The following is a 23,025-nucleotide window of genomic DNA, read 5'->3' as shown; positions in this document are numbered from 1 at the left end:
GGGAGGGGCTAGGGGAGGGCCTGTCAACGAGCGATGGCGCCATTGGCACGCCCCTCCCCCAACCCCTCCCGCAAGCGGGAGGGGAGTCTAGGAACGACTGGACCCGCGCCGAGATCGCCGCGTTGTTCGATCTCCCGTTCGACGAACTGATGTTCCGCGCGCAGACCACGCACCGCGCGCATCACGCGGCGGGCGAGGTGCAGCTGTGCACGCTCCTGTCGATCAAGACCGGCGGCTGCCCCGAGGATTGCGGCTATTGCAACCAGTCCGCCTCGGCCGAGACCGAGCTCAAAGCTTCCAAGCTGATGGACGTCCGCGCCGTGCTGCAATCCGCCGCCCAGGCGCGCGACGCCGGATCGCAGCGCTTCTGCATGGGGGCCGCCTGGCGCAACCCCAAGGACAAGGACATGCCCGCGATCATCGAGATGGTGCAGGGCGTCCGCCAGATGGGGATGGAGACCTGCATGACGCTCGGCATGCTGACGCCGGGTCAGGCCGAGCAGCTCGCCGCGGCGGGGCTCGATTACTACAACCACAACATCGACACCTCGCCGGAAAAATACGCCGAGGTCATCACCACGCGCACCTTCCAGGACCGGCTCGACACGCTCGAGAACGTCCGCGAGGCCGGCATCAACGTGTGCTGTGGCGGGATCGTCGGGATGGGCGAGACGCGCGTCGACCGCGTCGGCTTCGTCCATGCGCTGGCCACGCTGCCGCGGCACCCGGAGAGCGTGCCGGTCAATGCGCTGGTGCCGGTCAAGGGTACCGTGCTCGGCAACATGCTTGCCGACACGCCGCTCGCCGCGATCGACGATATCGAATTCGTGCGGACGGTCGCGGTCGCGCGGATCACGATGCCGCTGAGCATGGTGCGGCTGTCGGCCGGGCGCGAGAGCATGTCCGAGGCGACGCAGGCGCTCTGCTTCATGGCGGGTGCCAACTCGATCTTCACCGGCGACAAGCTGCTGACGACGGGCAATGCCGGCGACGACACAAGGACGCCGCGCTGCTGGCCAAGCTCGGCCTCGTCCCGATGGTCGGCGAAGAGCCGATGCGGAAGGAAAAGACGTGCTGCTGATCGCGCTGCTCCTGACCGCCGCGCCGATCCAGACCCAGGCGGCGATGAACCGCTCGGGCGGCGCGAGTTACGCGCAGGCCGACGCCGCGATGACCGCGCAGTGGAAGCGGACCTATGCCTATATGAAGGGCCGCGATGCGCAGGATACGTCGCGAGGCGGCGGCTTCGGCTATGCGGGCTCCTTGCTCGAGAGCCAGCGCGCGTGGCTCAAATATCGCGATACGCAGTGCGTGATCGAGGGCGGGCAATATGCCGGCGGATCGGCGCAGGGCATGACAATGGCGGCTTGCCGGACGGGTTTGACGCGCGCCCGCACGACGCAATTGAAGTCGATGATCTGGTACCAGTGATGACGAGTTCCCCTCCCGCTTGCGGGAGGGGTTAGGGGAGGGGCCATCCTCCCTCCAGGTTTCACCTCTTGCGGACAGGCCCTCCCCCGGCCCCTCCTGCAAGCGGGAGGGGAGAAGTTAGCGTGTTCGAGAAAATCCTGGTCGCCAATCGTGGTGAAATCGCATGCCGCGTGATGCGCACTGCCAAGAAGATGGGGATCGCCACGGTCGCCGTCTATTCGGACGCCGACGCGCGCAGCCCGCATGTGCTGATGGCCGACGAGAGCGTCCGGCTCGGGCCGCCGCCGGCGGGGGAGAGCTATCTGCTCGCCGACCTGATCCTGCTCGCCGCCAAGGAGACGGGCGCGGACTGCATCCATCCGGGCTACGGTTTCCTGTCCGAGCGCGAGAGCTTCGCGCGCGCTTGTGCCGATGCCGGGATCGCCTTTGTCGGGCCGCCGCCCAAGGCCATCGCCGCGATGGGCGACAAGATCGAATCGAAGAAGCTCGCCAAGGCGGCGGGCGTCAACGTGGTCCCCGGTTTCCTCGGCGAGATCGCCGATACCGAGGACGCGGTGCGGATCGCGGGCGACATCGGCTATCCGGTGATGATGAAGGCCTCGGCCGGCGGCGGCGGCAAGGGGATGCGCCTCGCATATTCCGAGCAGGACGTCCGCGAGGGCTTCGAGGCGACCAAGCGCGAGGGGCTCGCGTCGTTCGGCGACGACCGCGTGTTCATCGAGAAGTTCATCGAATCGCCGCGCCACATCGAGATCCAGGTGATGGGCGATCAGCACGGCAACATCGTCTATCTCGGCGAGCGCGAATGCTCGATCCAGCGGCGCCACCAGAAGGTCGTCGAAGAAGCGCCGTCGCCGTTCGTCACGCCCAAGATGCGCAAGGCGATGGGCGAGCAGGCGGTCGCCTTGGCCCGCGCGGTCGGATATTTTTCGGCGGGGACGGTCGAGCTGATCGTGTCGGGCGCCGATACGACGGGCGAGGGCTTCTACTTCCTCGAGATGAACACGCGGCTGCAGGTCGAGCATCCGGTGACCGAGGCGGTGACCGGGCTCGATCTGGTCGAGCTGATGATCCGCGTCGCGGCGGGGGAACCGCTCGGGTTCTCGCAGGAAGACGTCACGCTCAACGGCTGGGCGATCGAGAACCGGGTGTATGCCGAGGATCCGTATCGCGGGTTCCTGCCGAGCATCGGGCGCTTGGTGCGCTACAATCCGCCCGAGAGCAGCGAGACGCCGTATACGAAACTAAGCCCCTCCCCTAAAGGGGAGGGGTTTCAGGAAAGCTACACCCGCGTCGACGATGGCGTGCGCGAGGGTGGCGAAGTGTCGATGTTCTACGACCCGATGATCGCCAAGCTGATCACCTGGGCGCCGACCCGTGAGGAAGCGATCGACGAGCAGATCGCAGCACTCGATGCGTTCGAGATCGAAGGCCCCGGCAACAATCTGGATTTCCTCTCGGCATTGATGCAGCATCCGCGCTTCCGCTCGGGCAACATCACGACCGGCTTCATCGCCGAGGAATATCCCGACGGCTTCCACGGCGCCCCCGCCGACGCCGAATTGATCGAAGCGCTCGCCGCGATCGCCGCCTTCGCCGCGACCGCGGAGGCAGACCGCGCGCGCCGCATCGACGGGCAGCTCGGCAAGCGGTTGCGTCCGCCATCGGAATGGTCGGTGCGGATTGGCGAGACCGATCACCTCGTGTCGATCTCGACCGATGGGATCACCGTCGATGATGCCGATCTCGACATTGCGCTCGAATATACGCCGGGCGACCGCACCGTCGACGCCGAGCTCGACGATGCGCCGCTGACGGTCAAGATCTCGCGCACCCGCACCGGCTTCAGGCTCACCACGCGTGGCGCAAGCCATGTCGCGCGCGTGCTCCCGGCGCATGTCGCGCCCTACGCGCAGCACATGATCACCAAGATCCCGCCCGATCTGTCGAAGTTCCTGTTGTGCCCGATGCCGGGCCTGCTGATGCGGCTCGATGTGGCGGCCGGCGACACGGTCGAGGCGGGGCAGCCGCTTGCGGTGGTCGAGGCGATGAAGATGGAGAACATCCTGCGCGCAGAGAAGGCCGGTACGGTCAAGTCGGTCAGCGCCGCGCCGGGCGACAGCCTTGCGGTCGATGCGGTGATCCTCGAGATGGAATAGCCGCGGGCGTCGGCGAAAGCTGACGCCGCCACGGTCCGCGATACGGACATTTCGTATCGCATCAGAGCCGATCCGCGACAGGTTGCGACAATAAATCGGTGGACCTCGCACGGTGTGGTAGTTCACAGGAACACCATGCGCCATCGCCTCTCTCTGCTGCTTGCCGTCACCGTACCGCTGGCGGCGTGTACCGTTGGCCCCAATTACCACCCCGCCACCCCGGCGACGCTCGGCATGCCTGATCTGTATTCGGTGCCGAGCGACGGCCGCCCCGCCGCCGATCTCACCGCGTGGTGGACGCAGTTCAACGATCCGCTGCTGGCGAGCATCGTCGAGCGCGCGCGGACCAACAATCTCGACATCGCACAAGCCGTCGCGCGGTTGCGTCAGGCGCGCGAATCGCTGGTCCAGTCGCGCGCGCAGCTGCTGCCGACGCTCAGCGGGTCGGCGGGCTATACGCGCTCGCAGAGCATCGCCGGCGGCACCACCACGCTGCCCGGCGGCGCCACCGTCATCACCGGGCGCGGATCGGGCGACACGCTCTCGCTCGGGCTCGACGTGCAATATCAGGTCGGGCTGTTCGGGGAGATCCGCCGCACCGTCGAGGCGAGCCGCGCGCAATATCAGGCGTCGGGCTATGATTATGCCACCGTCGTGCTTTCGACCCAGGCCGAGACCGCGCGCAACTACATGCTCGCGCGGCTGTACCAGGCGCAGCTCGCCAATGCGCGCGACTCGTTGCGCTTGCAGGACGACAACCTACAGATCGCGGGCTTCCGCGTCCAGGCCGGGCTGGTTTCCTCGCTCGATGCCGAGCAGGCGCGTTCGCAGCGCGCCTCGACCGCGGCGACGATCCCGACGATCGAGCAGAATTACAACGCCGCGGTCTCGCGGCTCGGCGTGCTGACCGGGCAGGCGCCCGGCGCGCTCAAGGCCCAGCTGGCGGCGGCGCGGCCGATCCCGACCGGGCCCGCGTCGGTCGCGATCGGTATTCCGATCGATACGTTGCGCCAGCGCCCCGACGTGCGCTCGGCCGAACGGTCGCTTGCTGCGGCAACCGCGCAGATCGGCGTATCGAAGGCGGCGCTCTACCCGGCGCTCGCGATCAGTGGCAGCGTCTCGACCGACGCATCGCATATCGGCGACCTGTTCCAGAGCGTCGCGGGCCAGGTGTTCGCCGGGCTGACGCAGGCGATCTTCAACGGCGGACGGCTGCGCTCGCAGGTCCGCGCGAGCGAGGCGGCGGCGGAGGGCTCGTTTGCCGCGTACAAATCGACCGTGCTGACGGGGCTCGAGGATGTCGAGAATGCCGTCGTTGCGCTCGACAGTGCCAAGCGCCGCGCCGCCGAATTCGCGATCGCGCTCGATGCCGCGAACAACAGCGCGATCCTGGCGCGCACGCAGTATCGCGCCGGGCTGACCGATTTCACCACGCTCAATACGTCGGAGGCAAGCCTGCTCAGCGCGCGCAACGGCCTGAGCCAGGCGCAGTCCGACCAGGCGACCGCGCTCGTCCAACTGTATCTCGCGCTCGGGGGTGGCTGGAACAGTGCCGCCGATCCGACCGTCCTCCCAATCTCTCCCGCACAGGTACGATAGATGGCCGATCCCGCGCGCACCGACCTCAACGAATTTCTCGGCGCGAAGTCTGTTCCCGCCTGGCGCCGCTGGGCGAAATGGGCCGTGGTCGCGGTCGGAATCCTGTTGCTGCTGCTTCTGCTCAAGAGCTGTTTCGGCGCCACCGCCAAGGCCGAATACGCGACCGAGACCGTCGCACGCGGCGCGCTCGCCGTGAGCGTCTCGGCGACCGGCAAGCTCGCGCCGACCAACCAGGTCGATGTCGGCTCGGAACTTTCGGGGCTCGTCACCAAGGTCGTCGTCGACGTCAACGACCGCGTGACCAAGGGGCAACCGCTGGCGCTGGTCGATCCGTCGCGCTTCCAGGATGCGGTCAACCAGAGCCAGGCTGCGCTCGATGCCGCGGTCGCGACGGTCGCGCAGAACCAGGCGACGCTCGCGCAGTCGAACGCGACGCTCGCGCGCTATCAGGAGGTCAGCCGGCTGTCGGGCGGGCGCGTTCCCGCCAAGACCGAGATGGACCAGGCGATCGCCGACAAGAACCGCGCGATCGCGAACGTGAAGGCGGCGCAGGCGAACGTCGCATCGGCGCGCGCGACGCTCTCGTCGAACGCGACCCAGCTGGTGAAGACCGTGGTGCGCTCGCCGGTCAACGGTGTGGTGCTCGCGCGCCAGATTGAACCGGGACAGACCGTCGCCGCGTCGTTCAGCACGCCGACCTTGTTCGTCATTGCCGAGGATCTCAGCCGGATGAAGCTCGAGGTCGCGATCGACGAGGCCGATGTCGGCTCGGTCAAGGAAGGGCAGAACGCGGTGTTCACGGTCGATGCCTTCCCTGGCAAGACCTTCCCCGCGGCAATCACGCGCGTCGATCTCGGATCGAACCTGTCGGCGCAATCGAGCTCGACGACGACCACCACGACCAGCACGACCGGTCAGGTCGTGTCGTACAGCGCGACGCTGAGCGTCGGCAATGCCAACCTGCAATTGCGCCCCGGCATGACCGCGACCGCCGACATCACCACGACCGCCAAGACCAATGTCCTGCTCGTCCCCAATGCGGCGCTGCGCTTCAAGCCGACCGACGCTTCGGGCGCGAGCGCCAACAAGGGCATCGCCGGGGCGCTGATCCCGGGCCGGCAGCGGCGCGGTGGCGCCGGGTCGGGCAAAGGCGAGACGGTCAAGCGCGGCGGATCGCAGACGGTCTATGTCGCCGATGCGAAGGGTGTTCCGCAGCCCGTGCAGATCACCACCGGCGAGACCAACGGATCGATGACCGAAGTGATCGGCGGCGACCTCAAGCCGGGCGACCAGGTCATCACCGGGCAGCTGGCAGCGGGCGCTAGCGCCTCTGGCGCTGGCAAGCGCAAGCGGTCGGGCGGGCAGGCCGGTGGCCAGTAACGCGCCCGCCGTGCACGCCGTCGGCCAATATGTGCCGGCCGCGGGCGCGCCGATCATCTCGCTGCGCGCGGTCATCAAGACCTATGGCGAGGGCGCGACCGCGTTCCAGGCGCTCAAGGGGATCGATCTCGACATCGCGCAGGGCGATTTCGTCGCGGTGATGGGGGCGTCGGGCTCGGGTAAGTCGACGACGATGAACATCCTCGGTTGTCTCGACGTGCCGACCGGCGGGACGTTCCTGTTCAAGGGAGTCCATGTCGAGACGCTCGATCGCGACCAGCGCGCGCTGTTACGGCGCAAATATCTCGGGTTCGTGTTCCAGGGGTTCAATCTGCTCGCGCGCACGACTGCGCTCGAGAATGTCGAACTGCCCTTGCTGTATCGCGGCGATGCCAAGAAGGAGCGGCGCGCTTCGGCGATGGCGGCGCTCGACAAGGTCGGGCTTGCCGATTGGTGGGACCATACCCCCGCCGAGCTGTCGGGCGGGCAGCAGCAGCGCGTCGCGATCGCGCGCGCGATCGTCACGTCGCCGGCGGTATTGCTCGCGGACGAGCCGACCGGGAACCTGGATTCGGAGCGCTCGGTCGAGATCATGGAACTGCTGTCGGGGCTCAACCGCGACAGCGGGATCACCGTGATCATGGTGACGCACGAGCCCGACATGGCGGCGTTCGCGCATACCATCGTGCATTTCAAGGACGGGCTGGTCGAGCGCGTCGAGGCGCAGCATCGGCCCGGGGAGGTTCCCGAAGAATCCCCCTCCCGCTTGCGGGAGGGGCTAGGGGAGGGCAGTGCCTCAAGCGATAGCCCCACCGGCACGCCCCTCCCCCAACCCCTCCCGCGAGCGGGAGGGGAGTCATAATGTTCGGCACCACGCTCCTCCTGGCACTCCGCTCGATCGCCCGCCACAAGCTGCGTTCGTTCCTCACCACGCTCGGCATCATCATCGGCGTCGCGGCGGTGGTGACGATGGTGACGCTCGGCCAGGCGACCACCGCCGCGGTGCAGAAATCGATCGCCGCGCTCGGCACCAACATTCTGCAGGTCCGCCCCGGTCAGGGCTTCGGCCGCGGCGGCGGCGGACCGCGTCCGCCCGACTTCAAGCCTGCCGATGCCGCCGCGATCCGTGATCAGATCGCGGGCGTCACCGCAGTGGCGGCGCAGGCCGGCACGACCGGCACCGCGATCTACGAAGGCGCGAACTGGTCGACCACGGTCAACGGCACGACCAACGCCTATTTCCAGGTCCAGCCGTGGCCGCTCGCCGAGGGCCGGACCTTCACCCCGGCGGAGGAAGCCGCAGGCAAGTCGGTCTGCATGATCGGCAATACCGTCAACGACAATCTCTACCGCGGCAATTCGCCGCTTGGTACGCGGCTGCGCATCGCCGGGATTTCGTGCGACGTGATTGGCCTGCTGTCGAAGCGCGGGCAGGCGGGCTTCGGCGGCGATCAGGACGATGTCATCATCATGCCGTTGAAGGCGGTGCAGCGCCGCTTCACCGGCACGACCGATCTCAAGCTGATGCTGGTCGGCGTCGACCAGGCCTATTCGAGCGCCGCAGTGCAATCCTCGATCGAGGATCTGCTGCGCGAACGCCGCAACATCACCGGCGGCAAGGACGACGATTTCAACATCTTCGACACAGCCCAGATTTCTGCGACGCTGACGCAATCGACGACCTTGCTGACCGGGATCGTCACTGCGGTGGCGGCGATCAGCCTGATCGTCGGCGGGATCGGGATCATGAATATCATGCTGGTGTCGGTGACCGAACGCACGCGCGAGATCGGCATCCGCCTTGCGATCGGCGCGGTGGCGAGCGAGGTGCTGATGCAGTTCCTCGTCGAGGCGATCGCGCTGTCGATGCTGGGCGGGCTGATCGGGCTCGTCGTGGCGCAGCTCGCGATCCTTGGATTGGCGCCGGTGATGAAGGTCGATTTCCTGTTCGTGCCGCGGATCAATTTGATCGCGTTCGGCATCTCGGCGGTGATCGGGGTCGTCTTCGGCTATTTCCCCGCGCGCCGTGCCGCCGCGCTCAACCCGATCGACGCACTTCGCCACGAATAGCCGCGCAGCCGACACGAACATGCCGGCTTGCGCGGGGCGGGCGGCGCGGGCAGGACGCCGCGATGACCAGCTGGAAAGTGACGCTCCCCTGCACTCGCGCCGAGGCCGAGGCGATCGATGCCGCCGACGATGTCACCGAGGGCATGGTGCTGATGACGACCGAACTCGAAGAGGACGATCGCGAGCATTGGCGGCTCGACGCCTATCTCGAGCTCGCGCCGACCCCCGAAGCGCTCGCCGCGATCCGACTGCTCGCGCCGAGCGCGGGCGATGCCGCGCCGCACATTGAGGAACTCCCGGACGAGGATTGGGTGACGCTCAGCCAGGACGGGCTCGAGCCGATCGCCGAGGGGCGCTTCGTCGTCCATACCAGCGCGCATCCCGTTGCCGCGCCCGACGGCGGTCGCGCCTTCCTGATCGAGGCGGGGCAGGCGTTCGGCACCGGGCACCACGCGACCACATCGGGCTGCCTCGCGATGCTCGATCGCCTCGCCGACCAGACGTTCGCGCGGATCATCGACATTGGCACCGGCACCGGCCTGCTCGCCTTTGCCGCGCAGCATCTGTGGCCGGCGGCCGGGGTCGTCGCGACCGATATCGATCCGCGTGCGATCATCGTCACGCGCGAGAATGCCGAGCTCAACGCGCTCGACGGGATCGCGCTGATCGTCGCCGACGGTGCGCTCGACGATACGATCACCGCGCGCGCGCCCTATGATCTGGTGATCGCGAACATCCTGGCAGGCCCGCTCGTGTCGATGGCGCCCGAGCTTGCTGCGATCGCAGCGCCCGGCGCGACGATCGTGCTCGCCGGACTGCTCGAAACGCAGCGTGCCGACGTCGTCGCGGCTTTTGCGAGCTGCGGCTGCACGCTGGCGGAGACCGACCGGCGCGGCGATTGGACGATCCTGCGGCTGACCGCGGGGCGAGCGCGCTATCTGCCGACCAAGCCGATCGATCCGAAGGGGCGCGATGGCTGGGCGCTCGATCTGTAGCGGAGCGCGCGAACCGCGTATCGGGTTCTGGCTGGGCGCGATGGCGCTGATCACGACACTTCCCTTCGCGGTGGCGCAGATCCCATCGATGACCGATTGGGCGGGGCATGTCGGGCGCTATCACGTGATGCTCGCGGCTGGGCGATCGCCGCTGCTCAACGCCTTCTATGCGTTCGACTGGCATTTGGTCGGCAATCTGAGGGTCGATTTGCTCGTCTGGTGGCTGGGCCCCTGGCTCGGCGTCGAGCGCGCCGCCTGGCTGATCGCCGCGTTGCTCCCCACCCTGATGATCGCGGGCATCGCAGCGGTGGCGCGGGTTGCCTATGGCCGTGTCGGACCCGCGGTGGTCATCGCGTGCGGTTTCGTATTCGGCAATGCGATGCTGTTCGGATTTCTCAATTTCTGCCTCGCCCAGGCGCTGGCATTCCTGACCTTTGCGGCGTGGATCGGGCTGCGTGAGCGGGCCGGGTGGCTGCATCTGGTAGTGCTCGTACCGCTCGGCGTGCTCGTGTGGCTCGCGCACGCGATGGGGTGGGGCGTGCTGGTCCTGCTCGCGATCGGCTTCGAGCTCGAGCGGCTGTGGCGCAGGCGTGCCGCCTTCCTGCCCGCGATCGGCGACGCCGCGCTGCGCGGGCTGGCGCTGGCACCGCCGATCGTGCTCACCGTCTTGTGGCGCAGCGGCGGGGCTGGCGGATCGTTCGCATTTGGCCCCGATCTGCTTGCGCGCAAGCTGATGAACTGGGTCGTCGTGCTCCGCGGCGGATCACCCGTGCTCGATATCGGCATGGTGCTGCTGCTCGGCGCAATTGTTGTGCTGCTCGCGTGGCGCGGGAAATGGCGTGTCGACTGGCGGATCGGAAACGGCGCGGTGCTGCTCGTGCTCGCCTGCCTCGTCATGCCATCGACGGTGTTCAACAGCTGGGGCGCCGACGAGCGGATCGCGCCGGCCGCGCTGATCGTCGCGCTGCTCGCGCTGCGTTGGCGCGGTACGGCGGCAGAGGCGACCCGGCTCGCCCTAACCGTAACGTTGCTGTTCGCGGTCCGCATCGGCGCGATCGCCGGGAGCTGGCATGCGCTCGACGCGCAGTATCGCTCGAACCTCGTCGCGCTCGATCGTGTGCCGCGCGGCAGCCGGATCGAGGCGATGGTCCTCACCAATGGCTGCCACGCCGGCTGGCGCAAGACTGCCTATCCGCATCTGCCCGCGCTCGCGATCGTCCGGCGCGATGCCTTCGTCAACGCCGAATGGCCGATCGTCGGCGCGCCGTTGCTGCGCGTCACCTATCCGGTGGCAGACACGCTGCGCTATGATCCGTCGCAGATGATCGACGCGTTCGATTGCGCGGGGCGACCGACGACCGCGGCAATCCAGGAGCGGCTCGCGCAGCTCACCCCGCGCGCCTTCGACTTCGTCTGGATGCTCGACACGCATGGACGCAGCGATTTGTGGCCGGGGCACGCGCCGCTCTATCGCGACGCGAGCAGCGCGCTCTACCGGGTGCGATGAGCCGTCGCGTCAGGTCGGCTGCCACTCCGCTTTCTCGCGCCGGAGCGAGGCGAGCAACGAATCGTAGATCACCTTGGCGCGCGTCAGCCCGGCCTGGCTGCGACCGCGATCGTCGATCGGCAGCTCGCCGCGCACGCCGAACCCGTCGCGCAGGAATTCGCGGTCGTCGTAGCGCGTCTTGAACGTCTGGAGGAAATCGCGGCATTCGCTCGCCATCGTCGCGCGCTGGTCGAAGCTGAAGGTTGGCAGCACCTCGGCGATCTCGGCATGGAGCGCCTTGAGGCCGCCGAAGATGTGCAGCCGCTCGGTCATGAACGCCTGCAGATTGGGCCAGTTTTCTTCACCGAGCGCCCAGCGCTCGCGTTCGGCGCGGCTCACTGCGCCTTCGCCAGCGCATAGGCCTGTGTGCCACGCGTCAGCAGCGTGTCGTCGGGCAGGATTTGTGCGACCGGCACGTCGGGCATCTCGGCAAGCTTGGCGTAGAGCGGCGCGAAATCGGTCTCGACCGTCACGCGCAGCAATTCCTCGAAGCTCGGAATGACGAAATAGTTCTGCTGAAAATCGTCGATCCGATATTCGGTGCGCATCACGCGCTCGAGATCGAAGGCGATCCGGTTGGGGCTGGGGTCATCGAGCGCGAAGCGGCTTTCGGCGAAGCTCGACACGATCCCCGCGCCGTAGAGCCGCAGCCCTTCGGGCTCGGCAACGAGGCCGAACTCGACCGTGTACCAATAGAGCCGCCCGAGATATTTGAGCGCGTCGAGGCCCTGCGCACGCTGCCCGCCGCGGCCGTATGCCGCAAGATAATCCGCGAAAACCGGATCGGCGAGCATCGGCACATGGCCGAACACGTCGTGGAACACGTCGGGTTCCTGGAGATAATCGAGCTGGTCGGCGCGGCGGATGAAATTGCCCGCGACGAAGCGGCGGTTGGCCATATGGTCGAAGAATACGTCGTCGGGTACGAGCCCGGGCACTGCGACGACTTGCCAGCCGGTGAGCTTCAGCAGCCGTTCGGAAAGCTCGTCAAAATCGGGAATCCCGGGTTTAGACAGCTTGAGTACATCTAATCCGCGCAAATAGGCGTCCGATGCGCGACCGGGCAGCAGTTTTGCCTGGCGCGCGAACAAGGTGTCCCAGACATGGTGTTCTTCCTGGCTGAAATGCGCCCAATCTTGCGGGATCGTCCAATCGGCGGAGGCGCCGGGCGGGGGGCGGTCGAGAACGTGCGTATCGTCGGTCATCGCGACAGGGTATCACAGCCACTGCGGGTCTGGAATGCTTACGGATGAAACGAATTCTTGGGCGGGCAGGGAGCGTGCTTGGCGCGATCGCCGTGTTGCTCGTGGCTTATGGTGCGGCGGGGATGGCGGGCGGTGCGGTGCCGAGCAATGCCGGCTGGCGCCAGCCGCGCGATGGCGTGCGGATCCTGGTCGAGAGCAATGGCGTGCATACCGATCTGGTGCTGCCCAAGGTCGCGGCGGGAGTCGATTGGCGCGACCTGTTGCCGGGCAGGGATCTCGCAGATCCGCGCTATGCGGGGTTCGATCACGTCGCGATCGGCTGGGGCGAGCGGACCTTCTATCTCGAGACGCCGCGCTGGAGCGACGTGAAGCCGCTGACGGTGCTGCGCGCGGCGTTCGGCAGCGATCGCACCGTGCTGCATGTCGAGCATATCGCGTCGCCGGCCGCCGCCGACGATGCGCGCGAGGTCGTGCTGCGGCCCGAGGAATATCGCCGGCTCGCGGCCTTTATCCGCGCGAGCTTTGCCGGGCGGCAGGCATGGCACCGCACCGGCTACGGCCGCAACGACGCCTTCTACCAGGCGCGCGGGCGCTACAACGCGATCGAAACGTGCAACGCCTGGACTGGTGACGCCTTGCGTGCCGCCGGGGTGCGGGTCGGGGCATGGACGCCGTTTCCGGTGACCGTGCTCGGCTGGTTCGCCCCGCCGCAAGATCATCCGCGAGATGCGACGTGAAGGCGCCGTCGAAGGCGCTGCTCGCGCTCGAAGTGCCGCGCGGGGCGTGGGGGCTGGCGTCGCTGCTCGGCGCCCGCGCGGTGCTCGCCAAGGGGCCGCGCGGCGATGGGCGGCCGGTGCTGCTGTTGCCGGGGCTGTTCAACAGCGATCTGTCGGGGGTGTTCCTGCAGCGTTACCTCGTCTCGCTCGGCTATCGCGCCGAGGGTTGGGGGCTCGGGCGCAATCTCGGCGCGCGGACGATCGGCTTGGACGGCGAGCGGCTGCACGACCGGATCGCGGCGCTGGCCGCGGCGAGCGGCGAGCCGGTGACCTTGGTCGGGGTCAGTCTCGGCGGGATCATGGCGCGCTTTGCCGCGCATCGCTGGCCCGAACTGGTGCGCGAAGTGGTGACGATCAGCTCGCCTTATGCCGGCAGCCCGCGTGCGACCAATGTGTGGCGCGCGTTCGAATTCTTCACCGGCGACCGGATCGATGCGCCCGAGATCGTCGCGCACAGCGCCCTGGTGGCGCAGGCCCCGCCGGTGCCGAGCACCGCGATCTGGAGCCGCAGCGATGGCCTCGTCAACGGAATGATCTGCCACGACGCCGACGGGCGATCGGTCGAGGTGCGCAGCAGCCATGTCGGCGTGCAGGTGCGGCCAGCGGTGTTGCTCGCGGTGGCGCAGGTGCTGGGCGGCGCCGAGGTCTGAGCGAAGGGGGCTACCGCCCGCCACCCCGGCCTTGTGCCGGGGCCCACCGTGCCGCGCACGTTGCCGTCGCAGCACTCGCGGCGCGGTGGACCCCGGGACGAGCCCGGGGTGACGAAGGGGAGTATGGGGTCCGGCTCAGCGCCCGGCCTGATACCCGTCATAGCGATTGCAATCGGGGCGCTGTTCCTTGCGGCATTCCTGTGCCCAGCGGCGGCGCTCGGCGCCTTCGCGCGCTTCCTGCTTGCGCATCTTGCGGCCGTAGTTGCGGTCCGATTCGGATTGGCTGGTGGTCGTCCAGTCGACCGCCTTGCCTGCGGCCTTGACGGGGAAGGTGACGATGCTGGCGGCGGTGCGGACACAGCCCCCCATCAGCAGCGGGAGCAGGGCGACGGCGATCAGGGGGCGGTACTTCATCATTTTTCCTTTAGGGCGTTGCGCACCTTTACGCCAATCCCTGGAAAATCGGTAAAGAAGCCGTCGATTCCGAGCGCGAGATAGCGCTGCATCGCATCTTCGATCCGGCCGTGCGTCGCGGGATCTTTGCCGTTCTGCAGGCTCGGCGGCAGGAAGATGTTCTCGGCGCGGAAGGTCCAGGGGTGGAGCCGCAGCCCGGCGGCATGCGCATCGGCAACCAGGGTCGTCGGCGGCGCATCCCCATTCTCGATCATCGCGAGGCCGGGGCCGATGCCATACGCATACTTGGCGACCGCCTTGAGCCCCTCGGGCGTCACCATCGCGGCATAGCTCGGCACGGCATGGTCGGCGGGGCCGCCGTTCGCGTCGAGCAACTGGATCAGCCGCAACCCGGTCATCGCGTGGATGCGCTTGAGATTGTCGACCTCGAACGACTGGATGAACACCGGGTCGCTGCGCTTGTCCCAGCCCGCCGCCTTGAGTTGCGCGACGAGCCGCGCTTCCATCGGGTGGCCGATGCTTGCGAAATAGCTCGGATGCTTGGTCTCTGGATAGATGCCGACGACGCGGCCGCCGACCGAATGCTGCTTCGCGAGCGTGATCACTTCGGCGAGCGTCGGGACTTCGAACTGGCCGTCATATTGGACGTTGTCGGGACGCAGCTTGGGCAAGCGCTCGACCGCGCGCAGCGTCTTCAATTCGGCGAGCGTGAAATCCTCGGTGAACCAGCCGGTATGGCTTTCGCCGTCGATCAGCTTGGTGGTCTTGCGCGCGGCGAATTCGGGATGCTTGGCGACATCGGTGGTGCCGGTGATGTCGTTCTCGTGCCGTGCCACGAAGACGTCGTCCTTGGTCAGCACGAGATCGGGCTCGATGAAATCGGCGCCTTGCTCGATCGCGAGCGTGTAGGAGGCGATGGTATGTTCGGGCCGCAACCCGCTCGCGCCGCGATGCGCGATGACGATCGGCGGGGAGAGCGGCTGCGCGGCAGGGGGGGCGGTGACGGGCTGTGGCATCGCACCAGTCTGCGCGATCGCCGCGCCCGACGCCAGCGACAGCAACAGCGCCGCGACTGTCTGGGCCGCCCTGGCGGTGCTCGAATGCGTCATCGTCGTAAAAATCCTCTTGGCAGCGTCTCTCGGCTCGCATGGGGCAAGACGATGACAGTTTGACGATAGCGCGCCACCGGAAAAGCGCTGGAAAGCGCAGCGTGCTGCGGAGCATAGCGGTGCGCGCGCGCGTTGAGCGCTGACCACGCCCTTCTTACCGAGCCGGAGACCCGAGATGATCGCGATCGAGGAGTGCGTTCTGATCCTGCTGGCGGCGGGGCGGTCCGAGCGGTTCGGCGATGCCGACAAGTTGCAGCAGGCGTTTCTCGGCAACCCGCTCGCCTTCCATGTCGTCACCGCGCTCGAGGACGTGCCGTTCAAGGCGCGCTTTGCGATCTGTTCGAACACTGCGCTCGATTTCACCAGCCGCGGCTACACCGTGCTGCAGAATGATGACCCGGGCGATGGCATGGCGGGATCGGTCAAGCTCGGGGTGCGCGCGGCGATCGCGCTCGGCTGCGCGGGCGCGGTGATCGCGCTTGCCGACATGCCGCGCGTGACGGCCTCGCACATCTATCGCCTGGCCGACGCGGTCGAGGGCGATGGCGCCGATGCGGTGATCGCCTCGAGCAACGGCGTGCAGACGAGCCCCCCGGCGCTGTTCGGCGCGAGGCGGCTTCCGGCGCTGCTCGATCTGGCGGGCGACGAAGGCGCGCGCGCGATGGTCCGCGCCGGCCGCCACGTCATCGCGCCCGAGGCGGAATTGCTCGACATCGACCGCCCCGAGGACCTCGAACGGCTGCGAACGTTGCGCTAGCGGACGTAGCTCGCGCCGTTGATGTCGAGCACCGCGCCGGTCATCGAGGGCGGGGCGGTGAGCGCGAGGAAGCGTGCGGCTTCGGCGACCTCCTCGGGCGCGGCGACGCGCCCCAACGGGATGTCGGCGAGCAAGGCGTCGCCGCCGCGGCTGGCGAGATAGTCCTCGGCCATTCCGGTCATCGTGAAGCCGGGGCAGATCGCGAACGCCAGGATGCCGTCGCGGGCATAGCCGCGTGCGATCGACTTGGTCATCGCGACCATCCCGGCCTTCGACGCTGCATAGTGCCAGTGCGCCGGCGAATCGCCGCGATATGCCGCGCGGCTGGCGATGTTGACGATCCGGCCGCCGGTCCCGCGCTCCTGCCAGTGGCGCACCGCGAAGCGGCACAGTTCGGCCGACGCGGTCAGGTTGATCCGCAGCGTGCGCTCCCATTGCTCGACCCAGGCCGCATCGTCGGAATCGATCGGATTGGCCTCGAACACGCCGGCATTGTTGATCAGCACGTCGATCCGCCCGTCGCACCGCTCGAGCGCGGCGTCCCACAAAGCGCGGGGCGCGGCCGGGTCGGCGAAGTCGGCGGGGATGCCCGAGCGGGTGCCGTGGCCGGTGACGCTGGCGCCGGCGGCTTCGAGCGCGGTGAGCGTGGCGGCACCGATCCCGCGCGATGAACCGGTGAGGAGGATGTTGGTCATGGTCGGTGTTTAGCGGGACGTTTCCGCTAGCGCTACGGGCCTCCCCCCCCTGGAAAGGAGGGGATTGAGGGGTGGGTCAGGCGGCGACGCTCGCCGAGAAGGTGTCGGCGGCGCCTTTAAGCTCGTTCAGCTGATCGTCGACATCGCCGAAATTGCGTTCGAGCGTGTCGATCTCGCCCGCGACATGTTCGGTGCCCGCGCGGATCGCGGTGATCGTGCCCGACATCGAATCGGCGGCAAGCGCGGTTTCATCGACCGCGGCGGTGATCGCGGTGACCGTCTGTGCCTGCGCCTGCATCGCATAGCGGATCCGGTTGGCGCTTTCCTGCACCTCGGCGACGGTCGCCTTGATCGAGGCGTTGGTTTCCACGGTCGAGCGCGTCGCCGACTGGATCGCCGCGATCTTGGCGGCGATGTCGTCGGTCGCACGCGCGGTCTGGTTGGCGAGCGACTTCACTTCCTGCGCCACGACCGCGAAACCGCGCCCGGCATCGCCCGCGCGTGCCGCCTCGATCGTCGCATTGAGCGCGAGCAGGTTGGTCTGTCCGGCAATATCGCGGATCAGCCCGAGGATCGATTCGATCGATTTGGCATGGTCGCTCAGCGTTTCCGACATGCCGACCGCGGTGCTCGCCTGAGTCGAGGCGCGCGTTGCGATTTCGGCGGCCGCTTCGACTTCGCTGCGCGCGCCCTCGATCGCGCGGATCAGACCGGCGGCGGTCTGCGCCGCCTCGCGCATCGCCATCGCCGACTGTTCGGCGGCGGCGGCGACTTCGCTCGTCTGACCGAGCATCCCGCGCGCCGCGCGCGACGCGCCTTGCGCCTGGACGCGGATCCGGTTGCCGAGCGCGGCTGCGCCCTCGATCGAACTGGCGATCGTTGCGCTGAAATCGGCCGAGCGGCTGCGGCGTTCAGCCCGCGCGCGTTCGGCATCATGCGCGCCGAGATACGATGCCATCACGTCGGCCTCGACCAAGGCGAGCCGCTGGACGCAATCGGCGAGCGCGCCGATGCGCGGCGAACCGTTGCCGAGCTTGGCTTCGATCGCGGCCAGCGTGCGGGTATGCGCAAAGCTCAGCGACGAGAGCAGCGCCTGCAACGGCACACCCGCCTTTTGCGAGGAGGCGGCATGGCGCGTCGCCATTCGCATCCAGTCGTCTTCGTATGGCGCGGCATATTTGACGCGGGTGTAGCGCGCGCTGTTGGCGACTCGCGTGTCGAGATAGTCCGCGGTGAATTGCGGGCCGATGTGGGCGGTCACCGGCAGCGACAGATAATGCTCCCAGAAGGCGCGCGATATTTCGGCTTCGTACCCGGCAATCGCCTGCGTGATCTCCGCCGCGCACGCGCGAATGCTGCCGTCCCAATCATAGTCGGCGACGCGGGCGGCGGCGCTGCGGTATTCGCCGCTCCACCCACCCGGGATCGCGCTCACAAGCGCGTCGCTTACTGCCATTTCATATCCTCGTTCCCGGTTTACGCCGCAACTTTTGCGACAAAGTCGCTCGCACGGTTCTTTAAAGTACCCAGTTTGTGGTCGAGCGAATCGAATCCGCGCCCGACGCTGTCGATCTCGGAGGCGACCGATTCGGTGTCCTCGCGGATCGCGGTGATGGTGTTCGACATCGAATCGGCGGCGAGCGCGGTCTCGTCGACGGCGGCGGTGATCGCGGTGACGGTGTGGGCCTGCGCTTCCATCGCATAGCGGATGCGGTTGGCGCTTTCCTGCACCTCGGCGACGGTCGATTTGATCGAGGCATTGGTCGCCACGGTCGAGCGCGTTGCCGACTGGATCGCGGCGATCTTGGCGGCGATGTCGTCGGTCGCGCGCGCGGTCTGGTTGGCGAGGCTCTTCACTTCCTGCGCGACGACCGCGAAGCCGCGGCCCGAATCGCCGGCACGCGCCGCCTCGATCGTCGCGTTGAGCGCGAGCAGATTGGTCTGCCCGGCGATGTCGCGAATGAGGCCGAGGATCGATTCGATCGATTTGGCGTGGTCGCTCAGCGTCTCCGACATGCCGACCGCGGTGCTCGCCTGGGTCGAGGCGCGCGTCGCGATTTCGGCGGCGGCTTCGACCTCGCTGCGCGCATCCTCGATCGCGCGGATCAGCCCGGCGGCGGTCTGTGCCGCCTCGCGCATCGCCATCGCCGACTGTTCGGCGGCGGCAGCGACTTCGCTCGTTTTGCCAAGCATGCCCCGCGCCGAGGTCGAGGTGCGGACCGACTGGCCGCGCAGCACTCCGGATTCCTGCGTCGCTTCCTCGACCGTCGCGGCGATCCGCTCGCGGAATTCGGTGGCGAGGCGGTCGCGCTCGCCCTGCGCGCTGTTGAGACGGAAGGCGTTGTAGATCTCTACCGTGATTTCCGCCTCGAGCCCGGTGAGCCGCATCAGCGTGTCGATGAACGTCGGCAGCCGCGGATCGTCGCCCTTGACGCGCTTGAACAGGATGTCGAGCGCCGCGCGGTCGCTCGCGCAGGTCATCGACAGCAACGCCATCGTCGAGACGCCTTCCTTGTAGCCAGAAGCGACCGAGCGCTCCATCGACTCGATCCAGGCCCGACCCGAAACATCGCAGAAGCGGTTACGCAGATAGGTGACGCCGAGCTCGATCATCTTGGCCTCTTCGTGCGGCTGCCAGCTCTTCTCGCCGGGGCTCGCGCGGCGCCATTGCGCCCAGAAGGCGAGCGCGATCTCGGCGGCGTCGGGTTCGAGCACGGTCCAAACAGTGCGGGCGGCGGCTTCCAGCGTATTGTCGAAATCGAAGGCGCGCAGGCGCGCCCGGATATCGATGGTCGCGGCGACCGTACCGGGCGCAGGCATTGCAGTGGCGTTCAAGGCGAAGCTCCGAATCTGCCGCGGCCAAGGGCTGTACGCTACGGGCCGGCGGTCATCGGATGGCTTACCGCCATTTGGTTAACGCCCAGTAAGTCCTAAATAGCCCCTGGGGCAAAGTGCCCAGCTGCAATTGCTGCAGCTGCGTGGCATGCCAGAAACCTTGCATCGCGCGGCTTGCCGACTAAAGGAGCCACAACCCAATATGACGAGGACGTTCTAGCCTTGGCCAGCCCAACACCCCGCGCCCGACCGCTCAGTCCGCATCTGTCGATCTGGAAACCCGGTCCGCACATGGTGGTCTCGATCCTGCACCGCATCACCGGCGACGGTATGGCGACCGTCGGCACGGTCGTGCTGGTCTGGTGGCTCGCCGCGATCGCGGCGGGTCGCGAGAGCTATCACACCTTCTATTATGTGTTCGGCGAAGTCGCCGGCGGGGCGCTCGGCTATCTGTTCGGGATCGGCATGACGCTGTGCTTCTTCCAGCACATGGCGACCGGCATCCGCCATTTCTTCCTCGATGCCGGCGCCGGTTACGAGTTGAAGGTCAACCGCGCGGGATCGATCGCGACGATGGTCTTCGCAGTGGTGGCGACGCTGCTCGTCTGGGCCTATATCCTGGGGGTCAAGTAAGATGGGTAACGGAACCGAACTCGGCCGCGTCCGTGGTCTCGGCAGCGCCAAGGAAGGCGCGCATCACTGGTGGGCGCAACGCGTCACCGCCGGATCGAACCTGTTTCTCACGCTCTGGTTCTTCGTCGCGCTCGTCCGCCTGCCGGCCTATGATTACGACACGGTCCACACCTGGCTCGGCTCGCCCTGGGCGGCGATCCCGCTCGTGCTGCTGGTCCTTTCGGTCTTCTATCACTTCCGGCTCGGGCTGCAGGTGCTGATCGAGGATTATCAGCACGGCGCCAGCCGGGTCGCCTTGATGCTGCTGCTCAACTTCTTCACCTTCGGCAGCGGCGCCATCGCCCTTTTCGCGATCCTCAAGGTCGCCTTCACCGCCACCACCGGAGTGCCGCATGTCTGAGGCATATAAGATCATCGACCATACCTATGACGCTGTCGTCGTGGGTGCCGGCGGCTCGGGGCTCCGCGCCACGATGGGGATCGCCGAAACGGGTCTCAAGACCGCGTGCATCACCAAGGTGTTCCCGACGCGCTCGCACACCGTTGCCGCACAGGGCGGCATCGCCGCGTCGCTCGGCAACAATTCGCCCGACCATTGGACGTGGCACATGTTCGACACCGTCAAGGGGTCGGACTGGCTCGGCGACCAGGACGCGATCGAATATATGGTGCGCGAAGCCCCGGCGGCGGTCTACGAGCTCGAGCATGCCGGCGTGCCGTTCAGCCGCAACGAGAACGGCACGATCTACCAGCGTCCGTTCGGCGGCCACATGCAGAACATGGGCGAGGGGCCTCCGGTCCAGCGCACCGCCGCTGCGGCCGATCGTACCGGCCACGCGATGCTTCACGCGCTCTATCAGCAGAGCCTGAAGTATGACGCGGACTTCTACATCGAATATTTCGCGCTCGATCTGATCATGGAGAACGGCGTCTGCCGCGGCGTGATCGCGCTGTGCATGGACGACGGCTCGATCCACCGCTTCCGCGCGCACAACGTCGTGCTCGCGACGGGTGGCTATGGCCGGACCTATTATTCGGCGACCTCGGCGCACACCTGCACCGGTGACGGCAATGCGATGGTGCTGCGTGCGGGTCTGCCGTTGCAGGACATGGAGTTCGTTCAGTTCCACCCGACCGGCATCTATGGTGCTGGCGTGCTCATCACCGAGGGCGCGCGCGGCGAAGGCGGATATCTGACCAATTCCGAGGGCGAGCGCTTCATGGAGCGCTACGCTCCGTCGGCGAAGGATCTGGCGTCGCGGGACGTCGTGTCGCGCTCGATGGCGCTCGAAATGCGCGAGGGCCGCGGCGTCGGCAAGAATGGCGACCATATCTGGCTCCATCTCGACCATATCGACCCCAAGGTGCTCGCCGAGCGCCTGCCGGGCATCACCGAGACCGGCAAGATCTTCGCCGGCGTCGACCTGACGCGTCAGCCGCTGCCGGTCACCCCGACGGTGCATTACAACATGGGCGGTATCCCGACGAACTATCACGGCGAAGTCGTTCATCTGAAGGACGGCAACCCCGATGCGGTCGTCCCCGGCCTGTTCGCGGTCGGTGAGGCGGCGTGCGTCTCGGTCCACGGCGCGAACCGCCTCGGCTCGAACTCGCTGATCGATCTCGTGGTGTTCGGCCGCGCGACCGGCCTGCGCATCAAGGACACGTTGAAGCCCAACACGCCGCACCAGCCGCTGCCCAAGGGTTCGGAAGAGCTGTCGCTTGCGCGGCTCGACCGGTTCCGCAATGCGACCGGCACGATCCCGACCGCGGAGATCCGTGTCGAGATGCAGCGCACGATGCAGAAGAACTGCGCGGTGTTCCGCGACAACGAACTGCTGACCGAGGGCGTCGCGCAGATCAAGGCGACCTACGCCAAGCTGGCGGATGTCGCGGTCAAGGACCGCTCGCTGATCTGGAACACCGATCTGGTCGAGACGCTCGAGCTCGACAATCTGCTCGCGCAGGCGATGGTGACGATGCAGTCGGCCGAGAACCGCAAGGAATCGCGCGGCGCGCACGTCAATGAGGATCATCCCGATCGCGACGACGCGAACTGGATGAAGCACACCACCGCGACCTTCACCGGCTGGGGCGGCGTCGGCGGCAAGGTCGAGATCGGCTATCGCCCGGTCCACGACTATACGCTCACCGAAGAGGCCGAGTACATCAAGCCGAAGAAGCGCGTTTACTGATCGGACGGAGGGGCAAGGGCGACCTTGCCCCTCAACGGTGCAATTCGTATCCTAACGGCGATGGAGGCACCGATGGCGCTGTGGACTCGTCACGCTGGATACGACCCGGAAGCACAGGTGTGGTAAACGCTCGACTGCGATGTGCCCGGCCTGATCACCGAGGGTGATACGCTTGAACAGCTGCGGGACCGCGCTGCGGCGGTCATGCCCGAATTGATCCTAGAGAATGCTCGTCTGATTGATCCCGACCGGCGGAATGGTCCGCACGGTCTCAGACTCGTAGCGTTTCCCGAAAGCACCATATCAGTCGCGGCCTGACGGTCAGCTCTTACGGGCGCGACCTCAAGCGCATTTTGCGGGCGCATGGGTGTCGTTTCGTGCGCAACGGCAAGGCGATCACGAGATATGTTTAGCCCAATTACCGAGCTGACCTGTACCGTCGACGCGGGTGTGCGCAAACGCTTCACCGCTGATGCGATCCTGAAGCAGGCGGGGATCAAGGCGAAGATTTGAGATCCGCCGCGAACATTCCGCCTGGCCTCGGAACCAGCCGCCGCTTCGCCGGTTAGCGCGGGC

At 67.3% G+C, this 23,025-nt stretch carries 22 protein-coding genes and 1 pseudogene; 16 read left to right on the top strand and 7 right to left on the bottom strand.

Translation table 11 applies throughout. The features are described 5' to 3' along the window. Positions 1 to 41: 41 nt before the first annotated feature. From bioB to ACVWYO_RS03765, 9 genes and pseudogenes are all read left to right on the top strand, one after another. Positions 42 to 1,081 (top strand): annotated as a pseudogene (gene bioB, locus ACVWYO_RS03805) (biotin synthase BioB). A gap of 44 nt (positions 1,082 to 1,125) precedes the next feature. Further along, a complete protein-coding gene (locus ACVWYO_RS03800; protein ID WP_457354855.1) occupies positions 1,126 to 1,431 on the top strand; it encodes a lysozyme inhibitor LprI family protein in 306 nt (101 codons plus the stop codon). 173 nt (positions 1,432 to 1,604) lie between these two features. Continuing rightward, positions 1,605 to 3,590: an ATP-binding protein gene (locus ACVWYO_RS03795; RefSeq protein ID WP_457354853.1), complete on the top strand. Its 1,986-nt coding sequence runs from the start codon at positions 1,605 to 1,607 to the stop codon at positions 3,588 to 3,590. 135 nt (positions 3,591 to 3,725) lie between these two features. Beyond that, positions 3,726 to 5,189, top strand: coding sequence for an efflux transporter outer membrane subunit (locus ACVWYO_RS03790; protein WP_457348854.1), 1,464 nt, complete (start codon positions 3,726 to 3,728; stop codon positions 5,187 to 5,189). After that, on the top strand, positions 5,190 to 6,569 hold the full coding sequence (locus tag ACVWYO_RS03785) for an efflux RND transporter periplasmic adaptor subunit (RefSeq protein WP_457348853.1): 1,380 nt from the start codon (positions 5,190 to 5,192) through the stop codon (positions 6,567 to 6,569). A 10-nt stretch (positions 6,570 to 6,579) separates the two neighbouring features. Next, complete coding sequence (locus ACVWYO_RS03780; protein ID WP_457348852.1) at positions 6,580 to 7,431, top strand: ABC transporter ATP-binding protein; 852 nt, start codon at positions 6,580 to 6,582, stop codon at positions 7,429 to 7,431. After that, positions 7,431 to 8,639, top strand: coding sequence for an ABC transporter permease (locus tag ACVWYO_RS03775; protein WP_457348851.1), 1,209 nt, complete (start codon positions 7,431 to 7,433; stop codon positions 8,637 to 8,639). The genes ACVWYO_RS03780 and ACVWYO_RS03775 overlap by 1 nt, the downstream gene beginning before the upstream one ends. 62 nt (positions 8,640 to 8,701) lie before the next feature. Continuing rightward, a complete protein-coding gene (locus tag ACVWYO_RS03770; RefSeq protein ID WP_457348850.1) occupies positions 8,702 to 9,634 on the top strand; it encodes a 50S ribosomal protein L11 methyltransferase in 933 nt (310 codons plus the stop codon). Continuing rightward, on the top strand, positions 9,612 to 11,141 hold the full coding sequence (locus ACVWYO_RS03765) for a hypothetical protein (protein WP_457348849.1): 1,530 nt from the start codon (positions 9,612 to 9,614) through the stop codon (positions 11,139 to 11,141). Before ACVWYO_RS03770 ends, ACVWYO_RS03765 begins: the two co-directional genes overlap by 23 nt. 9 nt (positions 11,142 to 11,150) lie before the next feature. On the opposite strand, the gene ACVWYO_RS03760 is transcribed toward ACVWYO_RS03765, so the two are convergent. Then, positions 11,151 to 11,519, bottom strand: coding sequence for a hypothetical protein (locus tag ACVWYO_RS03760; RefSeq protein WP_457348848.1), 369 nt, complete (start codon positions 11,517 to 11,519; stop codon positions 11,151 to 11,153). Then, the gene (phhA, locus tag ACVWYO_RS03755) at positions 11,516 to 12,385 is read right to left on the bottom strand and encodes a phenylalanine 4-monooxygenase (RefSeq protein ID WP_457348847.1); all 870 of its coding nucleotides are present in this window, start codon (positions 12,383 to 12,385) and stop codon (positions 11,516 to 11,518) included. Before phhA ends, ACVWYO_RS03760 begins: the two co-directional genes overlap by 4 nt. Before the next feature lie 44 nt (positions 12,386 to 12,429). Here phhA and ACVWYO_RS03750 point away from each other — a divergent pair, with 44 nt between their 5' ends. Continuing rightward, complete coding sequence (locus ACVWYO_RS03750; RefSeq protein ID WP_457348846.1) at positions 12,430 to 13,122, top strand: TIGR02117 family protein; 693 nt, start codon at positions 12,430 to 12,432, stop codon at positions 13,120 to 13,122. After that, complete coding sequence (locus ACVWYO_RS03745) at positions 13,119 to 13,811, top strand: esterase/lipase family protein (protein ID WP_457348845.1); 693 nt, start codon at positions 13,119 to 13,121, stop codon at positions 13,809 to 13,811. Before ACVWYO_RS03750 ends, ACVWYO_RS03745 begins: the two co-directional genes overlap by 4 nt. A gap of 135 nt (positions 13,812 to 13,946) precedes the next feature. Here the strand turns inward: ACVWYO_RS03745 and ACVWYO_RS03740 are convergent, their stop codons facing one another. Continuing rightward, positions 13,947 to 14,225, bottom strand: a complete 279-nt coding sequence (locus ACVWYO_RS03740) for a hypothetical protein (RefSeq protein WP_457348844.1) — start codon at positions 14,223 to 14,225, stop codon at positions 13,947 to 13,949. Further along, positions 14,225 to 15,241, bottom strand: a complete 1,017-nt coding sequence (locus tag ACVWYO_RS03735) for a glycerophosphodiester phosphodiesterase (RefSeq protein WP_457354851.1) — start codon at positions 15,239 to 15,241, stop codon at positions 14,225 to 14,227. Before ACVWYO_RS03735 ends, ACVWYO_RS03740 begins: the two co-directional genes overlap by 1 nt. 268 nt (positions 15,242 to 15,509) lie before the next feature. Here ACVWYO_RS03735 and ACVWYO_RS03730 point away from each other — a divergent pair, with 268 nt between their 5' ends. Next, the gene (locus tag ACVWYO_RS03730) at positions 15,510 to 16,091 is read left to right on the top strand and encodes a nucleotidyltransferase family protein (RefSeq protein WP_457348843.1); all 582 of its coding nucleotides are present in this window, start codon (positions 15,510 to 15,512) and stop codon (positions 16,089 to 16,091) included. Here the strand turns inward: ACVWYO_RS03730 and ACVWYO_RS03725 are convergent. The 3 genes from ACVWYO_RS03725 to ACVWYO_RS03715 form a co-directional block, all read right to left on the bottom strand. After that, positions 16,088 to 16,786, bottom strand: coding sequence for an SDR family NAD(P)-dependent oxidoreductase (locus tag ACVWYO_RS03725; RefSeq protein ID WP_457348842.1), 699 nt, complete (start codon positions 16,784 to 16,786; stop codon positions 16,088 to 16,090). The two genes, ACVWYO_RS03730 and ACVWYO_RS03725, sit on opposite strands and share 4 nt — an antisense overlap. 76 nt (positions 16,787 to 16,862) lie before the next feature. After that, positions 16,863 to 18,242, bottom strand: a complete 1,380-nt coding sequence (locus ACVWYO_RS03720) for a methyl-accepting chemotaxis protein (RefSeq protein ID WP_457348841.1) — start codon at positions 18,240 to 18,242, stop codon at positions 16,863 to 16,865. Between the two features lie 20 nt (positions 18,243 to 18,262). After that, entirely contained in the window at positions 18,263 to 19,606 is a 1,344-nt protein-coding gene (locus ACVWYO_RS03715) for a methyl-accepting chemotaxis protein (protein WP_457354849.1), read from the bottom strand. Positions 19,607 to 19,843: 237 nt separating this feature from the next. Here ACVWYO_RS03715 and sdhC point away from each other — a divergent pair, with 237 nt between their 5' ends. The 4 genes from sdhC (at position 19,844) to ACVWYO_RS03695 (ending at position 22,767) form a co-directional block, all read left to right on the top strand. Further along, the gene (sdhC, locus tag ACVWYO_RS03710; protein ID WP_457348840.1) at positions 19,844 to 20,254 is read left to right on the top strand and encodes a succinate dehydrogenase, cytochrome b556 subunit; all 411 of its coding nucleotides are present in this window, start codon (positions 19,844 to 19,846) and stop codon (positions 20,252 to 20,254) included. 1 nt (position 20,255) lies between these two features. Next, positions 20,256 to 20,654: a succinate dehydrogenase, hydrophobic membrane anchor protein gene (gene sdhD, locus ACVWYO_RS03705; protein ID WP_457348839.1), complete on the top strand. Its 399-nt coding sequence runs from the start codon at positions 20,256 to 20,258 to the stop codon at positions 20,652 to 20,654. Then, positions 20,647 to 22,449, top strand: coding sequence for a succinate dehydrogenase flavoprotein subunit (sdhA, locus tag ACVWYO_RS03700; protein ID WP_457348838.1), 1,803 nt, complete (start codon positions 20,647 to 20,649; stop codon positions 22,447 to 22,449). Before sdhD ends, sdhA begins: the two co-directional genes overlap by 8 nt. 141 nt (positions 22,450 to 22,590) lie before the next feature. Then, entirely contained in the window at positions 22,591 to 22,767 is a 177-nt protein-coding gene (locus tag ACVWYO_RS03695) for a DUF1902 domain-containing protein (RefSeq protein WP_457348837.1), read from the top strand. Positions 22,768 to 23,025 lie beyond the last annotated feature (258 nt).

The sequence above is a fragment of the Sphingomonas sp. UYP23 genome (assembly GCF_054059235.1).
Note: the sequence above shows the minus strand (reverse complement) of the source record. Positions and strands in the feature narration are given on the sequence as shown.

Excerpts from the sequence above, each read along its gene's own strand:
- ACVWYO_RS03765 (WP_457348849.1), top strand. The coding sequence starts at position 9,612 with ATGGCTGGGCGCTCGATCTGTAGCGGAGCGCGCGAACCGCGTATCGGG.
- ACVWYO_RS03785 (WP_457348853.1), top strand. The coding sequence starts at position 5,190 with ATGGCCGATCCCGCGCGCACCGACCTCAACGAATTTCTCGGCGCGAAG.
- ACVWYO_RS03740 (WP_457348844.1), bottom strand. The coding sequence starts at position 14,225 with ATGAAGTACCGCCCCCTGATCGCCGTCGCCCTGCTCCCGCTGCTGATG.
- sdhA (WP_457348838.1), top strand. The coding sequence starts at position 20,647 with ATGTCTGAGGCATATAAGATCATCGACCATACCTATGACGCTGTCGTC.
- ACVWYO_RS03750 (WP_457348846.1), top strand. The coding sequence starts at position 12,430 with ATGAAACGAATTCTTGGGCGGGCAGGGAGCGTGCTTGGCGCGATCGCC.
- phhA (WP_457348847.1), bottom strand. The coding sequence starts at position 12,385 with ATGACCGACGATACGCACGTTCTCGACCGCCCCCCGCCCGGCGCCTCC.
- ACVWYO_RS03770 (WP_457348850.1), top strand. The coding sequence starts at position 8,702 with ATGACCAGCTGGAAAGTGACGCTCCCCTGCACTCGCGCCGAGGCCGAG.
- ACVWYO_RS03735 (WP_457354851.1), bottom strand. The coding sequence starts at position 15,241 with ATGCCACAGCCCGTCACCGCCCCCCCTGCCGCGCAGCCGCTCTCCCCG.
- ACVWYO_RS03730 (WP_457348843.1), top strand. The coding sequence starts at position 15,510 with ATGATCGCGATCGAGGAGTGCGTTCTGATCCTGCTGGCGGCGGGGCGG.
- ACVWYO_RS03725 (WP_457348842.1), bottom strand. The coding sequence starts at position 16,786 with ATGACCAACATCCTCCTCACCGGTTCATCGCGCGGGATCGGTGCCGCC.
- ACVWYO_RS03775 (WP_457348851.1), top strand. The coding sequence starts at position 7,431 with ATGTTCGGCACCACGCTCCTCCTGGCACTCCGCTCGATCGCCCGCCAC.
- sdhD (WP_457348839.1), top strand. The coding sequence starts at position 20,256 with ATGGGTAACGGAACCGAACTCGGCCGCGTCCGTGGTCTCGGCAGCGCC.
- ACVWYO_RS03720 (WP_457348841.1), bottom strand. The coding sequence starts at position 18,242 with ATGGCAGTAAGCGACGCGCTTGTGAGCGCGATCCCGGGTGGGTGGAGC.
- ACVWYO_RS03715 (WP_457354849.1), bottom strand. The coding sequence starts at position 19,606 with ATGCCTGCGCCCGGTACGGTCGCCGCGACCATCGATATCCGGGCGCGC.
- ACVWYO_RS03800 (WP_457354855.1), top strand. The coding sequence starts at position 1,126 with ATGAACCGCTCGGGCGGCGCGAGTTACGCGCAGGCCGACGCCGCGATG.
- ACVWYO_RS03795 (WP_457354853.1), top strand. The coding sequence starts at position 1,605 with ATGCGCACTGCCAAGAAGATGGGGATCGCCACGGTCGCCGTCTATTCG.
- ACVWYO_RS03790 (WP_457348854.1), top strand. The coding sequence starts at position 3,726 with ATGCGCCATCGCCTCTCTCTGCTGCTTGCCGTCACCGTACCGCTGGCG.